Source organism: Verrucomicrobiota bacterium (assembly GCA_038744685.1).
Lineage (GTDB): Bacteria > Verrucomicrobiota > Verrucomicrobiia > Opitutales > Puniceicoccaceae > Puniceicoccus.
Window position 1 is genome coordinate 49,765 of record JBCDMB010000016.1, and the last position, 16,058, is coordinate 65,822.

Annotated in this window: 11 protein-coding genes; 2 read left to right on the top strand and 9 right to left on the bottom strand. The window is 49.6% G+C overall.

The genetic code is table 11. From position 1 onward, the window contains the following. Nucleotides 1-26: 26 nt before the first annotated feature. On the top strand, nt 27-1,709 hold the full coding sequence (locus AAGJ81_10410; GenBank protein ID MEM0966548.1) for a cation:proton antiporter family protein: 1,683 nt from the start codon (nt 27-29) through the stop codon (nt 1,707-1,709). A gap of 117 nt (nt 1,710-1,826) precedes the next feature. On the opposite strand, the gene AAGJ81_10415 is transcribed toward AAGJ81_10410, so the two are convergent. The 3 genes from AAGJ81_10415 to AAGJ81_10425 are packed head-to-tail and all read right to left on the bottom strand — an operon-like array spanning nt 1,827 to nt 3,564. Then, complete coding sequence (locus AAGJ81_10415) at nt 1,827-2,522, bottom strand: DUF2071 domain-containing protein (protein ID MEM0966549.1); 696 nt, start codon at nt 2,520-2,522, stop codon at nt 1,827-1,829. Between the two features lie 24 nt (nt 2,523-2,546). Continuing rightward, a complete protein-coding gene (locus AAGJ81_10420; GenBank protein MEM0966550.1) occupies nt 2,547-2,972 on the bottom strand; it encodes a hypothetical protein in 426 nt (141 codons plus the stop codon). A 49-nt stretch (nt 2,973-3,021) separates the two neighbouring features. Beyond that, nucleotides 3,022-3,564 (bottom strand): transcriptional regulator, encoded by a 543-nt coding sequence (locus AAGJ81_10425; GenBank protein MEM0966551.1) that lies wholly within the window; start codon nt 3,562-3,564, stop codon nt 3,022-3,024. A 365-nt stretch (nt 3,565-3,929) separates the two neighbouring features. On the opposite strand from AAGJ81_10425, the gene AAGJ81_10430 reads away from it, so the two are divergent. Continuing rightward, nucleotides 3,930-4,430: a VWA domain-containing protein gene (locus AAGJ81_10430; GenBank protein MEM0966552.1), complete on the top strand. Its 501-nt coding sequence runs from the start codon at nt 3,930-3,932 to the stop codon at nt 4,428-4,430. Here the strand turns inward: AAGJ81_10430 and AAGJ81_10435 are convergent. Genes AAGJ81_10435 through AAGJ81_10460 form a run of 6 tightly spaced genes read right to left on the bottom strand, consistent with a single transcriptional unit; the run spans nt 4,354 to nt 15,896 of the window. Further along, entirely contained in the window at nt 4,354-4,770 is a 417-nt protein-coding gene (locus AAGJ81_10435) for a hypothetical protein (GenBank protein MEM0966553.1), read from the bottom strand. The genes AAGJ81_10430 and AAGJ81_10435 overlap by 77 nt on opposite strands. Then, a complete protein-coding gene (locus tag AAGJ81_10440) occupies nt 4,767-5,225 on the bottom strand; it encodes a hypothetical protein (GenBank protein MEM0966554.1) in 459 nt (152 codons plus the stop codon). The genes AAGJ81_10435 and AAGJ81_10440 overlap by 4 nt, the downstream gene beginning before the upstream one ends. 8 nt (nt 5,226-5,233) lie before the next feature. Further along, entirely contained in the window at nt 5,234-5,698 is a 465-nt protein-coding gene (locus tag AAGJ81_10445; GenBank protein ID MEM0966555.1) for a hypothetical protein, read from the bottom strand. Between the two features lies 1 nt (nt 5,699). Then, nucleotides 5,700-14,432, bottom strand: coding sequence for an RHS repeat-associated core domain-containing protein (locus AAGJ81_10450; protein ID MEM0966556.1), 8,733 nt, complete (start codon nt 14,430-14,432; stop codon nt 5,700-5,702). A 5-nt stretch (nt 14,433-14,437) separates the two neighbouring features. Further along, nucleotides 14,438-14,959, bottom strand: coding sequence for a hypothetical protein (locus AAGJ81_10455; protein ID MEM0966557.1), 522 nt, complete (start codon nt 14,957-14,959; stop codon nt 14,438-14,440). A gap of 19 nt (nt 14,960-14,978) precedes the next feature. After that, on the bottom strand, nt 14,979-15,896 hold the full coding sequence (locus AAGJ81_10460) for a hypothetical protein (protein MEM0966558.1): 918 nt from the start codon (nt 15,894-15,896) through the stop codon (nt 14,979-14,981). Nucleotides 15,897-16,058: the final 162 nt, after the last annotated feature.

The following is a 16,058-nucleotide window of genomic DNA, read 5'->3' on the forward strand; positions in this document are numbered from 1 at the left end:
ATCGTGACTACGATACCAACTCGGGCATGGAGGTTGCTTCTCTGGGCGTTTACTCCGCAACTCATTTCTCGGTTTTATCTATGGATGCTCTCTTTCTCGCTATCGCTTTTGCCTGTGGACTACTCGTTCGGCAGGTCGGCCTTCCACCGTTGGTTGGATTCCTTGGCGCCGGATTTGTGCTCCATGCCCTCGGTCAAACGGGTGGAGTGACTCTCGATGAAATCGCCGATCTGGGAGTAAAGCTCATGCTCTTTGCAATCGGGCTGAAGCTTCGTATCCGGAGTCTGCTCCGACCCGAAATTTGGGGAGGAACGAGTATTCACTCGTCAATCGTCGTCGTGGTTTTTGGACTACTGTTTTTCGGGGCGAGTCACCTTGGGCTTCAGACCCTGGCAGGGTTCGATTTCGCCACTTCATTTCTCCTTTCGTTTGCACTGAGTTTTTCGAGCACGGTCTTCGCCATCAAGATCCTCGAGGAAAACGGGGAGATGGGGTCCCTTCACGGTCGCGCTACTGTCGGAATCCTTATCATGCAGGATCTGATTGCTGTGGTCTTTCTTACTCTTTCCCTCGGGAAGATTCCTTCCCTTTGGGCGATCCCTTTAGTGATTGGCCTCATTGCTGCCCGCCCCTTGATCGGCTTACTAGTGTCGCGCTCTGGTCACGGCGAGATGACCACTCTTTGTGGCCTCTTCCTTGCTCTTGTCTTGGGGGCGTATGCATTCGAGTGGGTCGGATTGAAGGGAGACCTTGGAGCGCTCTTTATCGGAATCCTCATCGGGCAGCACCCAAAGGCGAAGGAAATCAGCAAATCCCTCGTCAGTATCACTGACCTGTTCCTTGTCGGCTTTTTCCTCTCCATCGGCCTTAAGGGGCTGCCAAGTTGGGATGGGCTAGTGGCTTCCGTAATTCTTCTTCTGCTCATTCCCTTCAAGTCTGCCCTATTCTTCTTCATTCTCACTCGATTCAATCTGCGTTCCCGAACCTCTTGGATGGGGTCGCTCCACCTTTCGACCTACAGCGAGTTCGGACTCATTGTCATCGCAGTTGGATCCGCAAAGGGATGGATCAGCGAAGAGTGGCTCGTCAATTTGGCGATCGCTGTCTCTTTGAGTTTTCTCGCAGCAGCGCCGTTTAACCGACGAGCCGAGAGCGCCTACCGTCTGCTCCATGAGAGGCTCCTTCGTTTCGAAACGGCAGGCCATCATCCGGACGATCTCCCCGTCAATACCGAGCACGAACGGATCGCGATCTTTGGAATGGGGCGAATGGGCTTATCGGTCTACACTTACCTCAACAATCAATTTCCAGGACGAGTCATCGGGTTCGACATGGATCCCGTCCAAGTGGCCACCCATCAAAATCTCAACCGAAACGTGGTTCTCGCCGATGCAACTGACTCTGATTTCTGGGAGAAAGTGAAAATCGATCAGGATATCGAGCTTGTCGTTCTCGCGATGCCGAAACACGCCGCCAACCTTCACGCAGCAGACGTGCTTAAAGAGACTGGCTACGAAGGGGTCGTGACGACCACCGCAAAATTCGACGACGAGGTGCGGGAACTACGCGAATTGGGTGTCGATTCCGCTTTCAACTTCTACAACGAAGCTGGTGCGGGCTTCTCCCGTCACGTTTCGAGCGTCTTAAAACAGCAACGTCCAGACCTGCTAATGGAACTACGGCAAGCCCCAAGAGAAGAGAACGGGTGAAAGCAAGACGAGTCTGGGGACTACTACCCAATATACTGACTCGGGAGTCGAAACTCCAAGAGATCGACAAAACGACTATTGAGTAGTAAAGAAAAAAGCACTTTTTTAAGCCCTAGATCACACCCTTTTCGGGAAGCTCATGTGAACCCCTCGAAAGCCGCAGGTGTATGCGGATTCGACCAGGCAACCACTTCTCAAAATATCCAGATCGGGTCCGTGAGCCTGAAGATTAACTTCGCACTTTTTCATCTCCCATGGAGGATGCTCGACTGTGAATCGCAGAGTTTGCTGTAGACGCTTGGTGTAGGCGTGGTAGCGCTCATGCAAGAAATGGAACAGCGTGCCTTCCGGCGCAGCCGGTTTCGCTTCCTTCTTGTAACGCGCCCTCACCTGCAATCGATTTGGACCAGCCCGTAGCAGTGCCTCAAAAGTCCCTTCCTCTTCGTTGTTTTGGAAATGACGACCAAGACGGTAAGGAAGGCCGTAGGTAAGAGGTCCAACGATCCTTCCTGGCCAATTGTCGATCCACTCCCTCAGAAAGTAAATCCCAACCTCTTGACCCACTTTAACGTAGGTCCGCAGATTCACAAAATGATGATCACTGAGCGGCCGCAGCAGAATCCTTGTCCAGTCCCCTGCCCTCCAAAGCGAGAGGTTCTCCTGGCGGAAAAACACTAAGCTTACAAATGCCTCTCCGTTATAGGTGTCCAGAGGGAGTGGGACCTGCGACTGCAGTCTTTCGGGCAGAACCGCGAAATGAATCATCAAGAGGTTCCGCCAATCCGCCCTAAATCCACTGAGTCTGAACTTCACCGCCCCACTCCCTCCTTCCTCGTATCAGGGCAAGAGGGCAACCCAGCCGTAGACCACGGCGAGATAAGCGAACAACCCGTTGAAGAACCACGCTCCCGTCCGATACAGCCGGCGAGTGCGAGTAATCGTCATTGTGTCGTAGTAGCCCAGAGCAACTATGAGCCTCCCTCCCCAATAGAGAGCGATCACTCCAGAAAGGGCCCGGCTGACCGGATGACCATCCAATAGGTAAGGAGCCAGACCTAGAGTGATGACACCAAAGACAAAATTGATTCCCTGGATATACCGACTGTAGGTGTGGACGATCTGGCGGTTCCAAATGTGAGACATTCGGTCAACGTCAGCATCCCAGTCGAGAATTCTGCGAACCCACTCGTAAATCAGAGCGACAAAAATCTGGCCGGCACCACCGATATAGAGGCAAATGAGAAGAATATTTTGCGTGTTCATGTTATTAAAGTTTCAAGAATTTTTGAATGTTTGATTTAAGAAAAAAACCTTACTTCGATTTGCGGCGGCCCAGGCCAAGGGCTTTGATGATGAGGGGAACCACCTTGCTTCTCTCCCTCTTCGCCACGTTTTCCATCACCGAGTCTGAGAGCTCCACGAAATCAGCGAGTGAACGAATGACTGACCGGAAAGACTCGGCTTCCTTTGAACGATCTGGCTTTGAAATCTGCTCGCACTCCCGCAACACCTTACCGGCAGGTTCAATCTCCCTCCTCTTTCTCTCCCGACTAATGGCGCAAAAGATCTTCCATACGTCCTTCTCCGCCTCGAAATACTCCTTACGGTCGCCCGGAACGAAGAAACTTCGAACCAAACCCCACTCCACAAGTTCCCGGAGATTCATGTTCGCATTCCCACGACTAATCTGCAGCTGCTCCATGGCCGCGTTTGTGTCGACAGGGCCATTGTGAGCGAGGAGGAAAGCATGGACTTGCGCCATGGTCCTATTGATCCCCCAGGAACTACCCAACGCACCCCACTGGGCGATGAAGGTATCTCTCGCCTGTTGTAGTGGTGTAGGTTTCGCCGGCATTAGAATTTAGTATTTTCAATAATTAATGAAAGTTTGATCTACGATGTCAATGGTGATCTTCGAAAACATAAGCATATTACACGGATTTACTGCGCCCGCGGCCACAGGAAGGGTTTGGAGGCAATCCCTTACCCTTAGAAAAGCGACCACTCAATTGGGACTCTCCCTTTTGAAGTTAAAAATTGGGAGTTGAGTATTCCGTCGTTTTCGACTGCGAAAGCGATTTGGATTTGGATCAGAACACATGTGACAAATTTCTGACAACCATCTGACAGAGCCCTGACACTTTTCATGGCAAATTCGGATAAAGATATCACGGCGAAGTGGATTCTCTGCCTCGCGCAAATCATCCAAAACACAAAAAAATGAAAAGTCTTGCTCCTCTTCCTCTTCTCGTTTCGTCAGTCCTGACGCTATCCGCAATGATCGATCCTCCATCTACTCTCTCAGAGACCTCGAAAAGCTTAGCTGAACCATCAGAGGGTGATTTGGAGTCTTCGGAAGATAGGCAACAAGTCGAAGTCGCATTCATCCTCGATACGACTGGTTCGATGAGTGGGTTGATTGAAGGAGCAAAGCAGAAGATCTGGTCGATAGCTCAGGAAATAGTTTCAGCAGAAGATCAGCCTCACGTGAAGTTCGCTTTAATCGGCTACCGGGATCGCGGCGATGACTACATCACCAAAACCTACGACCTGACCAGTGATCTCGATCTGATCTATGCACACCTCATGGAGTTTACTGCAGACGGTGGTGGTGACCTGGCTCATAGGAAAGCACTGTTTCGAGTTAGTTGTTATCGGTTTTTTCCGGGAAGGATTTCACGATCTTCCTGGGATCGACCGTTGATCCGTCGCCAAGGATAATGCGGGAAAAGACCACCTTAGCCGCGGTGACTTTTCCTTGTGACGGCATGGTCATCTTATAGGTCTGTGTTTCACCGCTTGGCAGATCGTTCTTCTTATCCTGGGACACAACCCATTGTGCGTGATTACCAACGACCTTGTCGTCTTCACCCATTAAGAATATCCAAGCTCGTGCGCCTTTAATTAGCGTATTGAGCGTGTTTTCCATCTTGAACTCAACGACTGTTTTACCAGGGGCACCAGAAACAACTTCGGGCTTGCCGACATAGAGCGCTTCCTGGGCTTGTAAGCTGGTTATCGCCAGAAGCGTGATGATGGCTGAAAAAAATAACCGCTTCATCGTCTTAGGTTTTTAGTTCTTCGAATGAGAAAAATGTAAGCCGCTGCCAAGAGACCAACGATCAGACCAGCACTGGATTGTTCCGGGACTATCGCGGTGCCGGATGCTTCAAATGATGGTAAATCCGATTGCGGTATGACAGGTAAAAGGTCCGTAACGATAATCGAAGGTTCATCGCGCAGTATGACCCAATTGCTTGGGTTTTGGAAAGAATCATAGGACGGTTCATCAATGATTAAAATACCATGAACAACCTCGATGTCTTCGCCAATTAAGTCGCCATCAAGGATCAATTCGCCTTGTCCAGCTTTGGTGATGGACTGATTCATCGTTAAGGCCGAGAGGCCGCTTTGGTAGGTCTGCAAGGAAAGCTCCGCAGACAATGGCTGAGTGAATATAATGAACGCGCTCAAGAAAACTACAGAAGATGGATTTAAAAAGGTTCCCGCTTTCACTTTAATAGTCAGTTTGTGATTTCACTGCGATCCGAACAGTCTAAAGTTGTTTCTATTACATTTTTCCATTTTCCGGTCAGCATGCTACGCGTGGCATAAAGCTCAACGGAACCATCATCTCCTTCCAGATAGATCTTGTTCACGTTATCTCTAAATCTTAATCCGCAGGATTCACATTTCAGCATCATATGTGGATGGTCCTTCGTCGGGTAGCTCTTGTCCAATACCAACTCACTTCCGCAACTGCAACGTGGGTATTTGGAGTCTTTGTGCCATCCAAAAAAACGACGGGTTGTTTTTGCATAACCGGCCAAGGAGAGCATTGAAAGAAAGAGAATGAGTGGCAGCAGCAGGAAACCAACTATAGCCCCAAATATCGCTGCGATAACGCCATGCTCATTGTATGCCCAAACAGAGACCTGCACGGCAATAATGGCATTTATCAGAAAAAATAGAACTTCAAGCAGACTCATATCAAGGACGGCTACTTGGATTACTTCCCATCGGAGTCACAGTTGCACTATTTGCAGCATTTAGAAGAAATGGCGCGGACTGGAAAACGGAATCTGTTGGGCCAGATAACAGGCCACCTCTTTCTTTGCTCCTTCCAGCACCAAGAAAAACACTGCTCTCAAAGGCAAAAGGAAATGGTTCACCATTTTTACCAGCGGACATTATCCAAGCACCTGCCTCAGACAAGGCACGATGTCCGCGTGTCTCAGCCGAGAGAAGGCCTTTGGCGCCAGGAGTCGGGCTATTCCACCACGCATCCCTGAACTGTGAATGCCCGACCTCTTCAAAGAAGTTACGTTTTGCTGGTCCTACAATAAGTCCGATATTAACAGCATTCTCAAAGTTATCAACAAACGAAATATAGCTTGGGTCGTTGATGAACGCCTTACCATCGCTGTAAATTTTAACCGGGAAATCATAGGCTATTCCTTTGCCAGTATCCAACGCGGTATTAACCGGATCAACAAATACGCCGGTTGTGAAATCGGTGGTGCCGAGGCCAAAGTTGCCAAAGAAATTAGCCGAGCGATAAAGCGAGTATTCGAAAGTTCCAATCTGGCCCGTTTCAAGTTTCTGGTTCATTTCATGTTTAACTTGTGAGGTAGCGATTTGTGCGCCTTCCATCGTGTCTGGAATACTCAAGAATCCACCGGCTGCCGTCAGTATGCCTCCACCGACTTTTTGGAAGAAATTCGTATCCGGGTCTTTCACAATAAGCTGACCTTGTCTAATCAGGCCAATCGACCAATCTTTCTCGCCAGTAAAATCAACGCCATGCACTACACCGTCTTCACCCTTTGGAAAGCGTCCAGTGGGATCAAAGAAATTGATTGGGTCGCCTCCCGCATAGCTGTAGAGATCAAGCGTGGCTTCATGGCCAAGCGGGTCGGTTGAGATGAACGATCCTGATATGGGATCATAATAGCGTGTTCCCATGCAAAACAGGCCAGTCGGATCAATTCTACGACCTTGCCAGGCAAGCGAGAGAACCAAATCGCCGCTTTCTTCTAAAGCCTTCATCTGGTAACCGGGCAGTGGTCCGTAGCCTGACATCTGGATTTCCGTCCAGAGAAAGACATCATCGCCGGTGTTATCGAGCGTGCCGGTATTAACATGCCCAACAACGTTACCGAAATTATCATCAATGATGGGATAGAAGGCTCCTGACTCTTCGTCTACGACTGCTTCAAGCCCTCCAACGCCCTGAAAGCTTCCGTAGTCAGCATCCAAGTCTGGACCATGAAACTTCCACCAGCGTTTGCCCTGTGTTTCAACGGCTACTTCCAGAAACTCAATGGACGGGTCATACCAGCAATGAATAGCTCTGGCTGCTTCCGCGCCGGCTTGCGGCGCATTGCTTGGCACGAAGGTTGTTTTGATGCGTCTACCGCCACCATCGTAAATCGCAGTCCAGGTGTAATCGGGAAGCAACGGAGTGGTGCGCGTATCTGCCTGCACGACTTTCACCAGCTTACCACCGGCATCCCAGGTCATGTTTTGTGTGACCTGACCACTGGCCCAGGAGCGTGCGATCAGCTTTCCTGAATAATCGTAGGTGTTGGACACTGTTCTTTGTTCACCACCTGCCGCAATCGTAAAGGTGCTGGTGCTGGTGCTGGTGAAGCTGCTCGAAGGGTGTGAGTGCTCTGCTTCGGCCCTTAAGGTATATTGGCCATCCGGCAAGGATAAGGGCACTTGCCATTGACCACTGCCATAATCCGGGTCTGGGAAAACGGTATTGACGAAATCCCATGTTGTCGGGCTTACGCCTTGGCCGATCCAAAGAGAAAACTTGCCGGGACCAACTGCATCACCTTGAGCGATAAAGGAATAAAAATCGCTAACCCGGTCTTCCTCCGCAATACGCTTGAACGCATCCAGGCCATTATTAGAGGGGTCTGCCTCCCAAAGCGTAGCGCTATCAGTCTGGTTCTCCGCCTTTATCCGCACGCCAAGATCATCATCATCGAATGTGTATTTCAGCGTTTCCATTGCCAACGGGCTTTCCGGCGTAGGCTGGAAGGTCTCAGTTGCCAAACGGCGGTTCTGTGGATCGTATGTATAGGTGCGGGTTTCATTGAGCGTAGCCCAATTACTGCCCGTGCCATTCGTATGCAGAGAAGTGCAGCTTGAAATCTTTCCATCACTATCCCGAACAAGCGTGTTTCTGAACAAAAAGGCGTAGATATCATTTGCCGGATCAAGCTCAGTGAACAAATCGCGTTTAAGGACACGACCGCGAGCATCGCGCAAGCTATCATTGAAACCGTTGGATATCGTGTGCGTGCGTTTCACCTCATAGACACTGGCTCCGCCTCCATACCAGACATTGGTGTAGCTGCGGTTGAGTTGGCCGTTCGTTGAGTATTCAAAATCCAGTGCCCAGCTATTACTGGCCGTTGCCGGGATGATTTGATCTATCATACCGCTGGCAATGAAATCAAAATCCATTGTCGGCGTCCAACTGCCTTTAGCCGGTATGCCTTCACCCATTTGCAGCGTTTCACGCCTACCTGACGCATCCCAAACCTGCACCAAATGACTGTGTAGAAGCTGAGAATTGAACGCATTGCCTGAACCTGCCCCAATCTCTACTTTTTCATCAATGATCTGTTTATATCCGTCATAAAGGCGGGCTATCCGCACCGAAGGAATCAGATCCGCGTCCGACGGGGATGAGCGTGTCATGAAAGTGGTGAGGCCGCGCAAATCGAATGATCGTGCAAGGGTGATATCGGGATAGTTTGCCGCGGTTGAAGTTGTTTCTTTAATCCGCAATGCGCCATCATAATCAAAAGTATGTGTGATCTGGTCAGCACTGCCGCTATTTTCAATACGGGTATTCAGCAGCCCGATATTATCACCCGTCGTGTAATAATTGAAGTCCACTCGGCGGGAAATGTTTGCGCCAGTGCCGCGTAACTGTTCCCAGGACATGCGCAGGGCGCTGTCAAATTGTGCTTCCCAGGTTAGATTGCCCGGCATGATGCGCTTTACGATATTATTGGCGTCATCGTAATTCAATGTAACTTGTGAACTATCGGGCTTAGTCGTGGTGAGCAAGCGATTGCGCGAATCATGAGAGAACTGTGTTTCCAACTGAAGCTCATCAAAGCTGTTGGTCAGATTACCGGCCGCATCATAGACTTGGCGACTTTTTGTATTGTCGGCGAAGACGGTTAAGACGGTGTTTCCGAACGTGTCAGTGTAATTCTTAGTTATTAAAGTATTGGCGCTTTGTGCTCCAACACGTAGCACGCGAAATTCAGTGACAGCGCTATGGTTATCGTCATAGGCAAAGCCCGTTTCATCTTCGGTGACAAAGGTATTGGCATCCAGATAACCGATAGCAGTTGGCCGATTGAGCGCATCAAAATTTTCCACTTTCAATACATCCCCAATGGTTGTCTGGACCTGAAAAGGAACCGTCGTGCCGTAAACATAATTGATGGTGGTTTCTTGGAGGCTCGAGGCAGGTTGCCCGGAATCAGGGTGCGTGGCAGCGGGTGGACCAAGCTGACGAACAACACGATCGACACCATCAAACTCGGTTTCAGTGACGTAAGATACGCTATCCGTGGCAAACTCTTCCAAGGACACTGTATTTCTGCGTGTGTCGTAGCCCACAACGAGCTTGGCGAGCGTGTCACTGCCTTTGGCTAATATACGGGTCTCGGTTAGGGAAGTATCGTCATAAGTATGCGTCCAGACGGCATCATTGGATAATGTGCGAGTCTTAACCCGCCCATCCAGATAGTAGTGCCACTGCGTTACCCGATTATCTGGCAAGGTCTTCTGCCTAGGCTGGCCGGTGATTGTGTAAAGCGTTGTGGTTACTCCACTCAGGGTATTTGTGTGTTGGTAGACCTGACCGCCCGGTTCATGAGTGAAACTTTCAGTTGCCACATCAGTGGTTCCAACAGCATGGGTAATGCTGTTATTGCGGCCAAGCTCATCATACCCCATCGCGGTTTCGTTACCGCGCGGATCGAGCGTTGAGACGAGACTGCCAAAGCCATCATATTCAAAGTAAGTGATAGCTTGGCCTAAGAAAGTGTCCTGACCGGGCACGGCTTCGATACCGCTGCCATCAGACTTTGCCTGTGAGCGCCAACGGACTTCAGCAATGACTCGACCGCCGCCATCATAATCACGGAAAACATAATCCTCCGGATTAAAACGGGGTCCATCTTCCCAAGTAACTTCGCCATGTTGGTTGTAATAGGTAATGTTCCATGAGAGCGCATCGTTTGAGCTGTCTGAAGCATATTGCGTTGAAGATTTGAGGCGTCCCATCATGTCATAATCAAAGCGACCTGTTCTGCCAGCGGGATCACTTTCACGGATCAACTCACCTTTGGGGTTGTATTCGTAGGTTGTCACAATATCGGGCGCTGATGTGAAGGTCTTTTGGGTTCTGGTCTCTGCAAAACCCTTAGCGCTGTAGGTCCAAGACGTTTCGGTTTTATCATCAACATCGAGATCTGATTGTGAGGTTGAACGCAAAAGAAGGCCGTGGGCTTCTTCTCCAGTTCCAATGACACGTCCATAGCGGAATGTTCTTTCTTGAATCCTATCAGTAGCGGACGGCTCGAGAGCATTGATTGCCGGATTCACGATTGCATATTCTGCGCTTTTGGTGGGGAGATACGCATAAAGATAGGTTCCGGGGTTGGAGCTGTCTTCCTCATAGTCAGCACCACCGCTAATGGTCGGGTATGTGTGATATGTGACTTTTTGGGCCAGGCCGGGTGCAGGTGCCGGTCGGATGACTTTCCTTAAATAGTGTTTATCAGCATCGAAAAAGTAATAGACAGGAACTGTCTCGGAAACGCCGTCACCCGTTACATCACCCTCAATGGAAACCTTACGCACTGATCCCACAGCATCATATTCATAGTGGGTTTTCATGCCGCGCTTGTCTTTGAGCGTTTTGATGCTGCGCACAAAGCTGTTAGGCTCTGTGCCGTCAAACCAGTTATATGTCACTACGTAGTCGATGTCGGTATTGCCGGGGGCAAAACTTGTTGCAAGCGGATCAGCGATAAAATAATAGATGCCGTCTTTGTGGACATAGGCGGTTGTGACACGGCCTAAAGCCGGGCGCACGTCACTATGAACGTAAGTTACATCAAAGCCTGCTGTGACCCAGGGATCGCCATTGGGATTATATTCAAACTCAGCAACCTCAACTGGAGTCAGATCAAGCCCTACGGTCATATACTGCTTGGATACCCTGCGATACATCGGATCGGAAAAGGTCGCATCCTTCGGGTCGTATTGGCTGTCATATTCATTGACCACCAGCCGTCCGTCAGGCTTAGTGATTTTGGTCAGAAGGTGCGTTGAATAGGGTTCGTTATTTTCGTCCGCATCCAGCAGGATTTGATAGTCATATTTGATCGTGGAGTTATCCGGCAAAGTGACTGAAATCATGTCGCCAAATCCGTCGTAGGCGTAATTAACCCTGCGACCGTCATTGGTGAAAATTTCCGTGACCTGGCTGCGCACATTATAAACAAAGCCTAGGAAATTGCCGTTGCTGCTTTCGATCCGGCGTAACTGCCCGCATTCCGGCAGCGTATTGTCTTCATAGTAGAAAAAATCGAGAGCATTACCAAAGGGATCGCGCCATTCTTCCAGATAGGGACGCTCACGCGTGATGGTATCAGTTCCATCGGTAACGGGGAAGGAACGCACCTTGTATTTAGCCACATGACCGTTGGCCTTGTAGAGTTTATAAATTTCATCCGAGCCATCTGTGGTCTTTTCGATGTAGGCGCTAAAAGGATTGGTCTGTCCGCCAATATCACCGCCATTAAAATTATTGAGCTGTTCATTGTCCGTCGGTTCCGGCTCCCATCTTTCAGGAGAAGAACTGACGACTTTGCGGTAAGCTACAACGGAACCGTCAGGCTCTGCGGCATAGATCAAATCCCCCGATTGCGTGATATTGATGTAAGGCATCAAGGTGAACTTCCAGCCATAGCCAAGCAGATTGTGAGATTCGTTCATCGACCCGTAGTTACGCCGAATTTCCAGGGAGAGCGGACCGGGGATGGTCAAATCGATGGTATCAATGTAAAACTCCCCATTGACCACGTTTACTGGATCGATCACGAAGCTGTTGCCCTGACCGCCAAAACTGTTCCATGACGTTTCACCTAGCCATCCTGTCGAAAACAAAGTTTCACCAGCAGTGCCGATATTGCCGCCAGCTGATCCGAAGCCAAGTTGCGAGTAGCCGGTGCTCCATGATGTTTCTGAAAAGCTGTCTACACCAAAGCTTCCACTATCAATGCCGCTGAAGAATGAAATGGCATCATTATTTGTGGTAACACCGCTGGAAAAGAAGTCAGTGCCACCAGTGCCAAAATTACCAAGAGTGTAGTTACCCGTGAAATTTTGCGTCAGGGAAAGATTATCAAAATTAGAAGATTGAAAGATTGATGAGGGTAATGATGAACCCGCGCCGCCAGCGGCTTGGCCATCGATCAATGCACCTACTTTTTCCGGGGCCATATAGAGCACGCCCATGCCGTTATAAGCGTTTGCATCACCGGACATAGCGATGTCAAACGGTGTAATGTATGCAGATTCCCAACCTGCGGGTGTGTAACCTGCATCGTCCAGACCAAAAGCCTCATAAACTGTATCCCAAGCGTCCCCGGCTTCGGTTCTTAAAACCCCGAAAGTAGAGAGAGGATCAGCATCGGCTGCGGCGTCTGCTGCGGCAAATTCTGACCGGGTAAAAGAGTAAAAGCCCTGACCATTATTGCCTTCTGTTGGTGCGTGACGTTCATTGGCCAATCGCAATAATTGAACAGTCGAAATAGCATTTTCCTGCCCGAAAAACGTATTGAGAGCCTGATGTTCATGCGATGAACCATTGATGCCATCCAGAAATAGAATGTCTTCTTGAACTTCAGCGACAGTTTCAGATGAAAATGGATGGTGCGATTGATTGCGTAGATAGCGGAAATTAATAGGGATATCGACGCTTGGTGTGGTCCAGTTTGTATTGCCGCTGCCAGGGGTCGGCTCGATTGAAGCTACACAAACGCCGTATCGCAAAGTCGTGTGAACTTTATGCAGGTTCATGAGTTGGCGGTTTTCAATTTCCTCGTCCATCCAGAATGTCAGTCCGGTCATGAACATATTGACGCCGACATAATCCTGAACTGGTGGCGTTGTAGATGCTCTTTCCATTTCCCAAAACTTACGGGCGTGAACATCGAGCATTTCCTGCGTTACACGGCCAGCATTGTAGCAAATCGCCGCAAGTGAGTTGTCCTTAAAGTTTCTGGTAAATTCGTCCGGCAGGACATCGGTTTGCATACCGCTGACCGAAATCTTTATTTCCAGTGCAGATCCGGGGTCATTCACTTCCTTATATTGCCTTGCCCAAATGGTGGATGATGAAAAATTGCCCGTCGATAAGGACACGCTTTCATCAAAGGGGCTGAGTTCCAGGGCGATCTTGTTGGTTCCCGGCTTATAGAAGGCGTAGAACCGGCGATTATGCAGGTCGGCAAGTTTGAGTTCCTGCGTTTCAATCAGGGTAGAGCCGCCACCCGCTGTTTGAATCTCAAACTTGATCTTTGCAAACCGAGCGTCATCGGCAGCGTCTTTGAGGTCATTGGTTTTAACAATGAGTGGTTCGGTGAAATTCGCATCGGTCAAATCGCCAATAATCAGGGGCTGAGGGAAATCGCTCCAATCCCAGTAGTGGTTTGTGCGATTGTAGATATTTAGGCCGAAATCATCGACGGAGAGGTTATCATCGGCAACCTGTTGTTGAAGGTAGCGTTCAAACAGCAGGGCGGCGGTATCGCGCCCATCGTTACCAATCAGGTTGTTGATGGCGGAATCATTGGTGAGGTATTTCTCCGCCCATTTTTTTCCGGAATCATACCCAGCGGGAAAGTAACCATAGGGGTCTAGACCTTCTTCAACAACAGTGTCCTTAATCCAAGGGAAAAGATGCACCCATTCGCCGTTTGAACCTGACTTGTCTGTATAGACAATCACCCACGGAAACTGAAAGTGAAGCAACGAACTGTCGATATCGGCACCTTCAATCAAATGCAGCCCCAGCATGTTATTTACATGCCGGGTTAGTAGCCAGAGTCCCTGATTGCTGGTGGCCGATGTTGATTTGACGTAGGCGGTAGGATAGCCAGCTCTGCGCAGGAGATGAACCAGCAGAGCGCATTGTTCCCAGGGCGAGCCCTGCTTTTCCATATAAGTTCCTAAAGCGCCACGCACGAGCTGTTGATTGGCTCTGGTTTCCGGTTCTTCGCCGGGAAGCGCGCCATAGACAAAAGTATTGGTCAGATCGATTTCATTTTGCACGAATGCAGCCAAGGCGATCGGGTCGCCAGCCAGGTCTTCGACCAGTTGATCCAACATTTCATGGCCTCGCAGCTCACTGCTGACATTGGATGGGATGTCTCCCAACCCGTCACCGTTGCCATCAGCCCATCTGTAGCTTAGTGGGTTGAGCGCAGGGAGTGAATAATTGTGATGGCCGACATCCAGTAGCTCGTTCAGGCTCATCCCGTTATACTCGGAAGGAATGGGCACTCCCTGATAACTGGGTTTCTGGATGAACTGCGTTTGCCAAGCTCCCTGTCCAAACGCGGTTAATGCGCTGATGACCGAGATTGCGACACTAAGGGTAAGTGCTTTCATGAAAATCAGTTGAGGGTAGAGTTGTTTGCGGGAAAGGTTATGTTTACGTTCAACTGTCCGACAGTATCGTCTGACGGAGCAGCGTCCTGTCCATTAATGACAGTATCGTTGTCATCATCAGCGCCGGTGTTTATAGCGCCTTCATCGACGAAGGGATTCATCCCTAGTAACACTTCTAAGTAATTACTTATACCATCTGAATCAAAATCGTCGTTCCATGGATCAACAGTCCTGATGCCTGTATGCGCGAATCGAAAAAATACCCGATCAGCCGCAGTGGTAAATCCCCATTCAATAACGCCGTCCTTGCCGGGTTCTATAACCGGAACGTAATTCCATACCTCCAAATCTTCTGATTGCTGAATGAAGTATGTCTTGGGGGAGCGTGCCCACCACAGAAGCGCGTAATCATCATTAACCGAATCATAAGTAATGCGGGAGCCTTCATTCAGGTCAGATGCCGTCTGTGCCTGAGCAAAACTTAGAGGCAGGAATGGCAATATGGACAGGGTCAATAAACGTTTCATGACAAATTGGTAAATGGAGTTAGCGTTCGTTGTTTTGATAGGCACTGCCGCGCTTCGGCCAGAAATGGATCACTGTATCCTTTGGCTGTTCGGGGTTAGCAGCTTCATAGCGCTTCTTTGCCGCATTAATGGCTTCGGTGCGCTGATACTGGATTTTCAGCTCACGTTTGTTTTGATCGTAAAAGGCATGGATGGAATCAATAGCGGCGAACACAGCATCATTTTCGATGATGTCCGGTTGATCGCTGATGACAAAATACTCGGCTTGCCCTTTCGTGAAGGGTGGAAGATCGGGGATTTCCGTGAGTTGAAGATCCAAATCCAGTCCACGTTCTTCAGCGAACTTCCTGCGTATCTGAATGTCTTTGGTGGTTTCATTGCCAAGGCCAATCAGCACCGTGTAATAAGCATCTTCGGTTTCAAACTCCCCAATGCCGCGGAGATAATTGAAATCGACATTACTCCAGCCTTTCAACTCTTGTCCTTCGTGCCACCAGCGGATCTTGGTGAGTTTCCTATCAATCACAGTGGCAGACAAAAACAATAAGCGGTGCGGCTTTGCCTGCATCTTTTCCATCCACTCATTTATCTGTGCCTCTGTCATCGGGTCTGAATGAACAGTGGCGGCTCTAGCCGGAGCGCGCGGTGGTAAATTCGGCGGGTTTACGCGATTAAGGATGACTTTGCGGTCGCCCATATCGACAGCCCTGCGCTCTACCACGGTGAAATCTACCCGGTTGATGAGTTTTTGGGACTCCCGGAGTTGCTTTTTCGCCTCTTGTTGCCGAATGATCTCATCAGCCTCCCGGTCAGATAAGGGGCGCAGCTCTTGGGACGGCCTTGTTGCATTGATGTTATGCGCGTTTCCCTGCTGCTGAGCATTCAGGACAATGCAGCAAAACGAGCCCAAAATAAGTAAAGGAATTAGTTTTTTCATGGAGATTGATTGAGGTGGGGCCTAGGCCATGTGGACAAATTCACTCCCGTGGCTGGATTCGAGCTGATTTGGCGCAAAATCCGTTTTCTCACCTCAACGAATCTCGATTCGCCTTGGATCGAAAGCCGAATTTTGCCCTGGAACATCTCTTTTTCAGCTCGA

Bases quoted from the DNA above. Each gene is read 5' to 3' on its own strand.
- AAGJ81_10410 (MEM0966548.1), top strand. From the start codon at position 27: ATGGAGGTTGCTTCTCTGGGCGTTTACTCCGCAACTCATTTCTCGGTT.
- AAGJ81_10420 (MEM0966550.1), bottom strand. From the start codon at position 2,972: ATGAACACGCAAAATATTCTTCTCATTTGCCTCTATATCGGTGGTGCC.
- AAGJ81_10425 (MEM0966551.1), bottom strand. From the start codon at position 3,564: ATGCCGGCGAAACCTACACCACTACAACAGGCGAGAGATACCTTCATC.
- AAGJ81_10430 (MEM0966552.1), top strand. From the start codon at position 3,930: ATGAAAAGTCTTGCTCCTCTTCCTCTTCTCGTTTCGTCAGTCCTGACG.
- AAGJ81_10435 (MEM0966553.1), bottom strand. From the start codon at position 4,770: ATGAAGCGGTTATTTTTTTCAGCCATCATCACGCTTCTGGCGATAACC.
- AAGJ81_10445 (MEM0966555.1), bottom strand. From the start codon at position 5,698: ATGAGTCTGCTTGAAGTTCTATTTTTTCTGATAAATGCCATTATTGCC.
- AAGJ81_10450 (MEM0966556.1), bottom strand. From the start codon at position 14,432: ATGAAAGCACTTACCCTTAGTGTCGCAATCTCGGTCATCAGCGCATTA.
- AAGJ81_10455 (MEM0966557.1), bottom strand. From the start codon at position 14,959: ATGAAACGTTTATTGACCCTGTCCATATTGCCATTCCTGCCTCTAAGT.
- AAGJ81_10460 (MEM0966558.1), bottom strand. From the start codon at position 15,896: ATGAAAAAACTAATTCCTTTACTTATTTTGGGCTCGTTTTGCTGCATT.